Annotated in this window: 9 protein-coding genes; 4 read left to right on the forward strand and 5 right to left on the reverse strand. The window is 60.1% G+C overall.

The features are described from left to right. The first annotated feature begins 640 nt into the window (after positions 1–640). The 4 genes from SY1_RS03440 (at position 641) to SY1_RS03455 (ending at position 5,495) form a co-directional block, all read left to right on the forward strand. On the forward strand, positions 641–1,669 hold the full coding sequence (locus SY1_RS03440) for a zinc-dependent alcohol dehydrogenase (RefSeq protein ID WP_208872688.1): 1,029 nt from the start codon (positions 641–643) through the stop codon (positions 1,667–1,669). 199 nt (positions 1,670–1,868) lie between these two features. Then, a complete protein-coding gene (locus tag SY1_RS03445) occupies positions 1,869–2,024 on the forward strand; it encodes a hypothetical protein (protein WP_015556198.1) in 156 nt (51 codons plus the stop codon). Between the two features lie 313 nt (positions 2,025–2,337). Then, complete coding sequence (locus tag SY1_RS03450; RefSeq protein WP_015556199.1) at positions 2,338–3,927, forward strand: sodium:solute symporter family protein; 1,590 nt, start codon at positions 2,338–2,340, stop codon at positions 3,925–3,927. 314 nt (positions 3,928–4,241) lie between these two features. After that, positions 4,242–5,495, forward strand: a complete 1,254-nt coding sequence (locus tag SY1_RS03455) for an aspartate-alanine antiporter-like transporter (RefSeq protein WP_015556200.1) — start codon at positions 4,242–4,244, stop codon at positions 5,493–5,495. 318 nt (positions 5,496–5,813) lie between these two features. On the opposite strand, the gene SY1_RS03460 is transcribed toward SY1_RS03455, so the two are convergent. From SY1_RS03460 to SY1_RS03480, 5 genes are all read right to left on the reverse strand, one after another. Further along, on the reverse strand, positions 5,814–6,374 hold the full coding sequence (locus SY1_RS03460; protein ID WP_015556201.1) for an isochorismatase family protein: 561 nt from the start codon (positions 6,372–6,374) through the stop codon (positions 5,814–5,816). A gap of 44 nt (positions 6,375–6,418) precedes the next feature. Then, the gene (uvrB, locus tag SY1_RS03465) at positions 6,419–8,464 is read right to left on the reverse strand and encodes an excinuclease ABC subunit UvrB (protein ID WP_279369716.1); all 2,046 of its coding nucleotides are present in this window, start codon (positions 8,462–8,464) and stop codon (positions 6,419–6,421) included. Positions 8,465–8,689: 225 nt separating this feature from the next. After that, positions 8,690–10,675: an ATP-dependent zinc metalloprotease FtsH gene (ftsH, locus tag SY1_RS03470; RefSeq protein WP_279369717.1), complete on the reverse strand. Its 1,986-nt coding sequence runs from the start codon at positions 10,673–10,675 to the stop codon at positions 8,690–8,692. Positions 10,676–10,842: 167 nt separating this feature from the next. After that, positions 10,843–11,385, reverse strand: coding sequence for a hypoxanthine phosphoribosyltransferase (gene hpt / locus SY1_RS03475; RefSeq protein WP_015556202.1), 543 nt, complete (start codon positions 11,383–11,385; stop codon positions 10,843–10,845). Between the two features lie 47 nt (positions 11,386–11,432). Beyond that, positions 11,433–11,613, reverse strand: a 181-nt coding sequence (locus SY1_RS03480) for a hypothetical protein (RefSeq protein ID WP_208872698.1), incomplete at its 5' end; no start/stop codon positions are given.

The raw sequence follows: 11,613 nt of genomic DNA on the forward strand, positions 1-11,613 counted from the left end.
CGCCAGATGCTATCCAAAAAAGGACCTCGCCGGAGGACATCGCCGTCGAGCAATCGCACGGGCAAAGACGGATTCTTGACCTTACCGTTGCAGGAAGGTATATCATGGACGCACCTTGAGGAATCCCTTTGTAATTTTGAGACACGATGATTGAATGGTCCCCCAGAAAGAGGGCTCGTTGAGCGCAGGCACAGATTTCAGCAGACGGTTTTAGCAAAGGAGGTGTTTGTACAAAGAAGCGAGCACGGACGCACGGCGAATGTCGGGGAAGGCGTTATCGTCGATTGACAGATTGGCGTTGCACCGGAGGACGCCTGAGATATTCATGACACGGACGAGGACAACCAATCCCATTTCATGAGCGCAAACGGCTGCAGGCGCTCAAGACGATATTTTGAGGATTTCGGCAACCATGCCCAAGGCAGAGCGGCTTATCTGGATAAGGTTTTGAAAATTCAGCAGAATTCCATAAAGGACATCGCTGCGGGGTCCCCTAACGACGACAAACGCTTGCACGCGGCCTTGTCGGGAAGTTGCTCACGTGGCATGAACCGCTTCATACAAATCGTCCTCGCCTCTTCTCCGGACTTTCTCCGGCGCTTGTTACGGAAATCATTTTTTGGAAAGGAGCATAAGCGAGATGCTAGCCGTCGTAAAAGAACACAGTGGTCCTGGTTTTGTCATCAAAGACGTACCTGAACCGAAATGTCGTGAGGACGACGTCGTCGTCAAGGTGAAGTCGGTTGGATTCTGCGGAACGGATGGTCCGATTTTAGCAGGCACACGAGAGGTTCCATGGCCTTTGATTCCCGGACACGAGTTTGCGGGGGACATCGTCGAGACGGGGGCCAAAGTTGAGGGATGGAAGGTTGGCGATCGGGTCAGTGCCTGCATCGTGATCGGCTGCGGCAACTGCAAATTCTGTATCGAAGGGAACGAACCGCTTTGCGATCGCCTGATCGAGACGGGGATTCACGTAAACGGCGCTTTTGCGGAGTACGTTCGCGTTCCCGCCAAAGTTCTGGTAAAACTGCGCGACACCACAAGCTATGACTTTGGCGCAGCGGTCGATCCCGTTGCCTCCGCTTACCGCACGGTCAAAAAAATGCCCCTCACCTCAAAGGATACGGTGATGGTCCTCGGCCCCGGACCAATCGGGCTGTATGCAACCCAGTTGTTGAAGCTGCGCGGCGCCCGGAAGATCATCGTGCTCGGAGCGGCCTGCGACAAAGATCGCTTGCAAATGGCGCTAAAACTCGGCGCGACGGATATCATCAACAACTCGGAAGAGGACCCCGTCGAAAGGGTGAAAGAGATCACAGGCGGCGAGATGTTGGATTTCGTGCATGATTGTGCAGGAGCGGCAGCACTTGTTGAAACGGCCATGAACTCCATAAAAAAGAGCGGTTCCTACTACATCACAGGCCTGTTCCACTCGGACCCGCCGGTCAATTTGGGCAAGGTCGTGCGTAGCGAGATTGACATTCGGGGAACGATCTGTTACACGCGGGAAGAGTTCCGTGAATGCCTGGATCTGATTCAGGATGGACGGGTTGAAGTCACGCCGATGATCACGCATCACTACGCCTTGAAGGATATGGAAAAGGCATTCGAGACGTTCCAGAAGCGCGAAGCCATCAAGATCATGATCCACCCTGAGGGAGTCTGAGCCCGGAAGGCCTAAAAGGGCTTGCCAAAGTAAGCGCAATGGGCTTGTAGCAGTCGCAGTGACCGCACTTTTAAAGAAAAATGTTTGTGTATTCTTGAAATTTCCACTCAATGCTCTGCCGTTTAAAAAAGTGCGGTCACCGTTTCTCGTTCAGACGCATCGGAAAAAGATATTCTTGATAATGTAGAGGAGGCTTCCCATGGCTGAGATGATCTTCTGTATATGGGCCGGCGTTTGGCTGATTGCCACCGGCGTCATGTATCGAATCGCCGTCAAGCGAGAGTACGATACCTATGGCGTAAAGGGATGGAACAGTCCAGGCACAGGATTGAATTCTCCAACGGAAGACGGATAGTAACGAAAGGAACTGCGGCCGAAAAACGCAGAGGAGGATAAAACTTGCCGAACGGCCATCGACCTCGGGTCCCTTCAGCCCATGGCGAGGCCTTATCCGCAATCTGGCGGTCCGGTTCAACGCGCCTTCCGAGTCATACACCACTTGTCGTCCCCTCCGTAACGCTGTCGGCAGCGGTACAAGATCGAAACTATTTCCTACAGAGATCGTCTGCCCTCAGCATCCGCCTTCGACCGGAGAGGCCAACGGCTGCAAGTTCACCGGACAACAGGCCCGGACTTGCGTTGGAAATCAAAGAAAGGACGAACCCCGGATGCACAGTATTTTCATCACAGGCATCGCAGTGGCTATGGTGCTCTACATTACCGTAGGCGTCATCGTAGGGCGAAAAGTTAAGGACATCAACGATTACTACGTTGCAGGACGGAACGCTCCGGTCCTCTTGATCGTCGGATCGCTCGTCGCCTCATTCTTGAGCACGGGTGCTTTCCTGGGAGATACCGGAGAGGCGGCAAGCGGCGGGTTTATCGCCATTTGCATCGTCGGTCTTATACAGGCCTGCGGCTACATCTATGGGGCTAATTTCTTTGGCCGCTACATTCGCCGAAGCAAGACCCTGACGTTGCCCGAGTTCTATGGGCGGAGGTTCCATTCCAAGCGTATGCGGAAGCTGGCTGGAATCACGTGCATTATTGCCGTCTCCGCATACATGCTGTCGGCGACGCGCGGCATCACCTCGCTCATGATGAACATTACCGGGCTGCCGGAATGGGCATCCATTCTGATCGCGTGGCTGTCGTTTACGATCTTCACGATCGTCTCCGGCTCTCCTGGGGTGCTCGTGACCGATACGATGATGTTTTTGGTGTTCTTGTCCGCAGCCATCATCACGGTCCCCAGTATCGTGATGGCTGCGGGTGGGTGGTATACCGCCATCGGCAATTTGGCCAACTTCCAGGCCATTCCAGGAATTATCAGCGCTGCCGGCAATCCGGACTTCGTAGCCCAAACTGGTGAAACGACCCTTTGGGCCATTACCTACGGCATCGTGTGGATGCTGGTCGTCATGGTCAGCCCCTGGCAAACCTCCCGTTACATGATGGCGAAAAACGAACACACCGTCCTCCGTTCCGCTATTTGGGCCTCCATGGGAGTGATCACCACGACAATCTTCTTGTATTTTGCCGCCGTATTCGTGGCCAGCGTAAAACCCGGACTCGGCTCCGATACGATGATTTGGGGCGCAATGAACTTGGTGCCTACGACCATCGGCGTCATCCTGCTTACGGGGATATTGTCCGCAGGGATTTCATCCGCCTCCAATTTTCTCGCTCTGGTGGGATTCTCTTTTATCAACGACATTTTGACTCTGGACGACAAACCGGAAAAAGAAAAACTGAAGATATCCCGTATCGGCATGTTCCTTGTAAGCTTAGTGGTTTTGGCCATGGCGTTTTTCGCAAACCGCATCTTCTGGATCATGTACTTCGGCGGGACGGTCATCGCGGGGTCATGGGGACTCGTGTCGTTCGCAGCCATTTGGAGCAAAAGGCTGTCGGAAAAAGGCGCTTTCTTAAGCATGCTTCTTGGCTTTATCGGCTGTTTTGGGGTCCGCCTGGCCACCAGCGTATGGGGCGTGACCGTTCCCTTTTTCCTGGATTCCTTTTTCGTGGGCATTTACCTGTCCATCATAGGAATGGTGGTGGGAAACGCCCTGGCAAAGCCCACGCCGGAAGAAATCGCCGAGAGGGAGAGGCTCTTTATCGTTCCGGAGTCCGAAAAAGACGTCGTCGAGATGCGCAAAACCATGGGCGCTTACAAATTTCACATTGCGTTCTCGATCTTTATGTTCGCGCTGTTCACCTTCGGCTATCTTGTGCCTTACCTCCAAGCCGTAAAGTGAGATCGACAGAAGCGCGGATCGTCAGGATAAGTACAGCCCAACCATCCATCGGACAACGCCTGTAAGATTCGACTGATCGGACTGGGACGGCGGGAGCCCGCCGTCCCCACTCAGGCAATCCCCACGCGACAACCCCTTCGTTCCTGCGGCATCTTTCAGTTGAATTTTCAGCGCCTCCCGACAATTGTGGTCAGTTGGCGCATCCCTGTCATGACCAGCACAAAGCCCAGGGCTTGACCTTCCTCCATGCGCAAGGTTTAACATCTCCTTTCATAAAGGCTCTTCATCTAAATCTCATCCCGGAGGAACTATCGATGGCTTATTTTCAAGAGATCGTCTTTTCAAGTTGCCGCAGCATGATGTTCATCATATTCTGCATAACCTTCATCGGATATCTATTGGGAGATATCAAGGTCAAAGGCGTGGAGTTGGGAACGGCGGGCGTCTTTCTGAGCGCATTGTTTTTTGGGCACTTCGCTTACTCAGACGCTTCTCTCCTCCGCCAGATGGGAATCATTACCGTCTCAAGCGGATTCATGCAGCACAGCATGTCCCTCATTCAGGAAATGGGTTTGCTCTGTTTCGTGACTTCCGTCGGGTTTATTGCAGGCCCAAATTTCTTTCACAACCTCAAAAAAAACGTCAAATCCTATGCTTTTCTGGGATTGATCATCATCGGAAGCGGCGCCCTGACGTGCGCGGCGGTAATCCTGCTGACCAGCGTAGACTCGGCCATGGGCGTCGGCATACTCTCAGGAGCCTTAACCACAACGCCCGGCTTCGCCGCAGCACAGGACATCGTTCGCTCGAACGAGTTTCTTCTGAATGAGGTCACGGTGGGCCACGCCATTGGGTACCCTTTCGGAGTTGTCGGCGTCGTGCTCTTTGTGCAGATCGTCCCAAAGCTCGTCAAAGCAAACATCTTGGAGGAACAAAAGAAGATCAACGCCGCATCGGGCCAGCCACTGGAGTTTACACCAGACCGCCGGCAGGAGGGAAATGCGCAAAAAAATCTGCTCGACATCGACCCTATCGGCCTCGGTCCTCTTTCTTTGGCTGTCGTTTTGGGGATTTTGCTGGGCAAAGTTCGGCTCCCCCTCCCTCTCGGAACGCACTTCTCGCTCGGGAACACGGGCGGAGCTCTCATCGTGGGGTTGATCCTGGGGCATTTTGGCCGGATCGGGCGGATCAACATGCGGATCAGCGCGGGATTCCTCAAGGCATTTCGCGAGTTTGGGCTCGTGATGTTCCTGATCGGGGCGGGCGTGCCCGGCGGGTCCGGCTTCGTTGACATCGTTCGGGAATATGGCCTGATCCTGTTCCTCTACGGTGCCCTGATGACGACCGTCCCCTTATTGGTCGGCTACTTCATCGCCAAACACGTCGTCAAGCTCTGCCTGCTCAACAACCTGGGCGCGATCACTGGCGGCATGACCAGCACTCCGGCGTTGGGCGCGTTGATCAACGTGGCCAAGACGGACGACGTGGCGGCCTCCTACGCCGCAACCTATCCCGTTGCCTTGGTGTTGGTCGTGCTGGCCTCTCAATTTCTCATGACCTTCCTTTGAGACAATACGGGATACACCCCCTCCTCTTTGCAGGCCGTTCGTATCTCCTTTGAAAAAACGCTACCCTCAAACTGGAGACGGGGGACGGATTTGAATCCGTCCCCCGTCTCCAGTTTGACACAGATTGACGCAAATTGACGCAAAGGGTTCTGAATCAAACCACAACCGACTGTCTCGACCTGTGTCCTGCGTCTCATTCCATTTTAAAACCCTTCGCAGGCGAAGCGACTTTTGCGAGCCGCAGCAAAGGCGTACATCACGGTACGTCGAGCAAGACGAACGAAAACAACGAAGTATACGGTAGAGTGGGGACGGGGTTCAGGCGATCGTCGCGCCCTGCGCCTCAAGGTCCGCCAGGTTCTCACGGTGCTTTTCAGCGTTCACGTACCCGACGGCGTCCACCAGGAGCGTCACCCTGCGCCCCGTCCTCAGGAGATCCAGCGCGCTCTCGCGCACGCAGAACTCGCTTGCGATGCCACAGACGACAACGCACTCTCCCGCGTCCTGCCCCACGGTCCGTCCCGCCGCGTTCCGCGCCTCGAAGGCGGAATACTCCTCCCGGCCGTCGTCCGTGCCCTTATGGTAGACATTTTCCTCCCCTGGCCGCTGCCCGGCGCGCGCCACGTCCCGCGTGAAGGCCTCGTGGATCGCGCTGCCGCGCTCGCCGGCAACGCAGTGTTCCGGCCACTGGCCGCCGTTTTCCTTGAAGCTGCAGTGCCCTTTTCCATGCCAGTCCGCCGAGTAGAGCACCCGAACGGCCGGGTGCGCGTTGATGTAGTCCACGGCATTTTTCACCGCATCCTCCGCGCCGCAGCAGGCCAGCGATCCGTCGATGAAGTCGTACTGACAATCCACCACCAGGAGCGTTTCCTTCGACATGCAGTTTTTCCCCTCCATATACAGTTCACATGCAGCCGGACGCCTTATTTCCGCGTCCTCTCCCGCGCGCGGCGGGGGCGGGAGCGAAACCCCCTGGGCGAGGGCTTGCGCTCCACGCTGACCCCTCGCGCCTCCGCGATCAGGTCCCGCAGCGCCGCTGCGCGCTCAAAGTCCAGGCGCTCCACAGCCTCCCACATGGCGCGCTCCATCTCCTTGACGGACATCTCAGGCTTCGCCGGGGCCGCCTCCCCCTCCCTCGCCCCGACGCCGTCCAGCCGATAGGCCTCCAGGAGCTCCGGGGGCAGGAGCGTCGTGACCTCCTTCTCCACGCTGCGGGGGACGATGCCGTGTCTCTCGTTGAACGCCATCTGCAGCGCCCGCCGCCGCCGGGTCTCCTTCACGGCGCGGGCGATGCTCTCCGTCTCCGCGTCCGCGTAGAGCAGCACCCTGCTGTCCACGTTCCGGGCCGCCCGCCCCATGATCTGAATCAGGGAGCGGTAGGAGCGCAGATACCCCTCGCGGTCCGCGTCCAGGATGGCCACCAGCGTCACCTCCGGCAGGTCCATCCCCTCCCGAAGCAGGTTGATGCCCACCAGCACCTGCACGTCGCCCACGCGCAGGCCGTGGATCAGTTCCGCCCGCTCAAAGGTGTTGAGCTCCGAATGGATGTACTTGACCTTGAACTTCAGCTCGCTCAGGTAGTCCGCCAGGTCCTCGGAGGAGCGCTTCGTCAGCGTCAGGACCAGCGCCCGCTCTCCGCGCTCCGTCACACCCCGCAGCCTCTCCACCAGGTCGTCCACCTGAGTTCGGGCCGGCAGGACCTCCACCATCGGGTCCGGGACGCCCGTGGGCCGGATCACCTGCTCCACCACCTGAGAGGAGACCTCCACCTCGTAGTCCCCCGGCGTGGCAGAAACGAACACGGCCTGGTGCATGTGCTCCTTGAACTCGTCCCACTGGAGGGGGCGGTTGTCCAGGCAGGAGGGCAGGCGAAACCCGTTCTCCACCAGCACGGTCTTGCGCGCCCGGTCGCCGTTGAACATGCCCCGAACCTGGGGCAGCGTGATGTGCGACTCGTCCACGAACAGCAGAAAGTCCTCCGGGAAGAAGTCGATCAGCGTGCCCGGCGGCTCTCCGTGCTTTCGTCCGTCTAGGTAGACCGAGTAGTTCTCGATCCCGGAGCAGTACCCCACCTCCCCCAGCATCTCCATGTCGTAGCGCGTGCGCATCCGGATGCGCTCCGCCTCCAGGGGCTTGTTCGCCTCGTTGAAGCGCCTTTCCATCCGCTCCAGCTCCTCTTGGATCAGGGGGAGGGAGCGCGCGATGGCGTCCGTCTGCGTGACGTAGTGCTGCGCGGGGAAGATCGAGGCCTCCGGCGTGTGCTCCACCGACGTCCCCCTCAGGGGGTCCACCTGGTCGATGCGCTCGATCTCGTCGTCGAAGAACGACACGCGGATGCAGGTCTCGGCGTAGGCCGGAAATATCTCGATGGTGTCGCCCCGCACGCGGAACTTACCCGGCTCGAGCGACGTGTCGTTGCGCTCGTAGTAGTTCTCCAGCAGGCGCTCCAGGAAGGTGCGGTGCTCCATGCGGTCCCCCTCCTTGAAGGAGAAGATGGCGTTTTCGTAGTTGTCGCGCTTGCCCAGGCCGTAGATGCAGGAGACGCTCGCGACGACCAGTACGTCCCGCCGCTCGATCAGGGCCTTCGTGGCCGCCAGGCGCAGGCGCTCGATGCGGTCGTTGATGGAGGCGTCCTTTTCGATGTAGGTGTCGCTCGACGGGATGTAGGCCTCCGGCTGGTAGTAGTCGTAGTAGGAGACGAAATAGTGGACGGCGTTCTCCGGAAAGAACTGCTTGAACTCGCTGTAGAGCTGCGCCGCCAGCGTCTTGTTGTGTGCCAGGACGAGGGCCGGCCGGTTCGCCGCGGCGATGAGGTTGGCCATCGTAAAGGTCTTGCCACTGCCCGTGACGCCCATCAGCGTCTGAAAGCGCTGCCCGGCATCGAGGCCTCGCCTCAGGGCTTCGATGGCCTCCGGCTGGTCGCCCGCCGGCGGCCACTCCGAGTGCAGGATAAAGTTTTTTTGTATCAAGTGAAGCCTCCTCCCAGCGGCCTTGCACGCTGTCCGAGGACATCTTACAACAGAAGGGCGGGAAAAGATACCGTACCTCCGGCGCGCAAATGGCCGCGAGGCACGGCGGTCACACGATTCGTGCATCCGACGTAAGACCCTGTCCACCTGTCCGCGTTCTTCTTCCAGCGAAGCCGCTCCACAAAAATGCCCCCTCAAAGAGAGGGGGCATTGCAAGATTTCCCTTCAACCCAGAAGGCCGTTCTTCGGCAGGCCGTCCACCCGGTTCTCCGGCAGAGGCGGCGTCAGGTCCCGTTCCTTTTCGGGGACATCGTCCGGCGCCTTCGCGTCGCCATCCGCAGCGGGCTTCGAGGCCTCGGCCTTCTTCGCCGACCTGGGGGGCAGCTCCCCACCCTCCATCAGGACGTCGAACTCCGACCGATCCAGGACCTCGCGCTCCAGGAGTATCCCCGCGATCCGGTCCATGAGCTCACGGTGCTCCTCGAGGATCGCGCGCGCCTTGTCGTAGCAGGAGTCGATGATCGCCTTGACCTCCTGGTCGATGGCGTAGGCGATCTCCTCGCTGTAGTTTCGCTCCTCGGAGATGTCCCGACCCAGGAAGATCTCCTCGTGCTTGTTGCCCAGCTTCACCAACCCCAGCCTCTCGCTCATGCCCAGCTCCGTCACCATCTGGCGGGCCGTCTGGGTGGAGCGCTCCAGGTCGTTGGCCGCGCCGCTCGTGACGTCGCCGAACACGATCTCTTCCGCCACGCGCCCACTGAGCAGGATGGATATCCGGTTCAGGAGGTCGGACCTGGACCGGAGGAACCGGTCCTCCTCCGGCAGCTGCAGCGTGTAACCCAGCGCGGCGTGCCCACGCGGGATGATGGAGATCTTGTGCACCGGGTCGCTGTCCGGCAGCACCTTCGCGACGATGGCGTGTCCCACCTCGTGGTAGGCGATGATCTTCTTCTCCCGATCGCTGATGAGGCGGCTTCGCCGCTCAGGCCCCGCCATCACGCGCTCGATCCCCTCCTCAAGCTCCTCCATGTCGATGCGGTTCTTGTCGTGACGCGCCGCAAGCAGCGCCGCCTCGTTGATGAGGTTCGCCAGGTCCGCCCCCACAAAGCCGGGCGTCCGCCGCGCCAGGATGCCCGTGTCCACGTCGTCCGAGAACTTCTTGCCCTTCATGTGTACCTTCAGGATCTCCTCGCGGCCGTTGACGTCCGGGCGGTCCACCACGATGTGACGGTCGAAACGGCCGGGGCGCAGAAGCGCCGGGTCCAGGATGTCGGGCCGGTTCGTTGCCGCGATGAGGATGGTGCTGCTGGTGTCGTCAAAGCCGTCCAGCTCCACCAGGAGCTGGTTCAGCGTCTGCTCGCGCTCGTCGTGCCCTCCGCCCAGCCCCGCGCCCCTGTGGCGTCCCACCGCGTCCATCTCGTCGATGAAGATGAGGCAGGGCTGGTACTTCTTGGCCTGCTCAAAGAGGTCACGGACGCGCGCAGCGCCGACCCCCACGAACATCTCGACGAAGTCCGATCCGCTGACGCTGAAGAAGGGGACGTTGGCCTCCCCCGCCGCAGCGCGGGCCAGGAGCGTCTTCCCCGTGCCGGGAGGCCCCAGGAGGAGCACGCCGCGGGGGACCTTGGCGCCCAGCCTCGTGAACTTCTCGGGCGACTTCAGGAACTGCACGACCTCCTGCAGCTCCTCCTTGGACTCCTCGCAGCCCGCCACGTCCGCGAACGTCACCTTGGGGCGGTTGTCCAGGAAGAGCTTCGCCTTGCTCTTGGCGAAGGAGACGACCTTCCCGCCGCCGCCCTGCATGTTGTAGAGGAAGAAGACCCACACGCCAACCAGGAGCAGCGTCGGGACGAGGGAGGAGAGCATCGACATCCACCAGGAGGTCTTCTGAGGCGCCTCCACCGTCACCACCACTCCGGCGCGGGACGCCCGGTCCGCAAGGCCGCTGACGTCCACGCCGTAGGTCAGAAAACGCTTCCCGTCCTTCAGCTCGCCCCGCAGGACGGCGGATGAGGACTCCCCCGGCAGGGTGTTGTTCCGGATCTGAAGGATGCGGATGCGCCCCCCCTCCAGCTCCGTGAGGAATGAACTGTAGCTGATCTCGCTGTATTGCTTCTGGGCTTCCTCCGGCGTCATGAAAACGTTGACCATGCTCACCACCAGCAGGATGAGGACCAGGTAAAGGCCCAGATTCTTAACCACTCGCCCCAAAACATCGCCCCTCTCACGGGCCCGCCCCAGCCTCCGGGGGCCCACATCGACTGCTCCGCCGCGGAACGCCCGCATCCTGAGGCGACCGACGACAACGCTTTATTGTAACATTAAGGCCGCCGCAGTCCAAACAGGATATTGCGGATACGCGCCGGGCCCCGCAGGGGTCACAGGGCCTCGACGCTGCGGATGTCCTTCAGGTGACGCCACCTTCCGGCACAGTCCAGCCCGTAGCCCACGACGAAGGCGTCCGGTATCTCAAAGCCGCAGTAATCGACCTTCACCGCCGTCTCCCGCCGCGCGCTCTTGTCCAGCAGGACGCAGGTCCTGAGGCTTGCCGGCCTGCGGGCCCGCAGGAGGTCCTGCAGGTAGGACAGCGTCAGCCCCGTGTCCACGATGTCCTCCACGATGAGCACGTCGATGCCCTCAACGCTGTTCTTCAGGTCGTGCAAGATGCGCACGACGCCGCTGCTCTTCGTCGCGTCCGCGTAGGACGAGACCGACATGAAGTCGATGTGCACGTCCAGGTCGTCCGGCATCTCCCGCACCAGGTCCGTCAAGAAGAACACCGCCCCCGTCAGGATACCCACGACGAGCAGCTCCCGCCTGCCCCCGTTGTCCGACGCGATCTCACGCGCCAGCTCCGCCACACGCTCCGCGATCCTCTCCCGCGAGAGCAGCACCTCGCCGAGCCTGTACTCCTTCGCCATCTGCAATCTTCTCCCGTAAAGTAATGATGAAAAATCCGTGCCTCAAGCTATTGGGGGCGCTCTGTCGGCGCCGTCCAGCGGAGCCTGCCGCGCTCCCCCAGGACCGACGCGCCCCCGCCCCACTGAAAGACGAAGGGGCCGGCGCGCCCCATGAGGCGCGCCAACTCCAGGCTCCGGCCCCTTGGGAGCGCCGCCAGCCCCAGCCTGCGGCCCGCGGCGCGGAGCACC

It is taken from the genome of Fretibacterium fastidiosum (assembly GCF_000210715.1).
GTDB lineage: Bacteria > Synergistota > Synergistia > Synergistales > Aminobacteriaceae > Fretibacterium > Fretibacterium fastidiosum.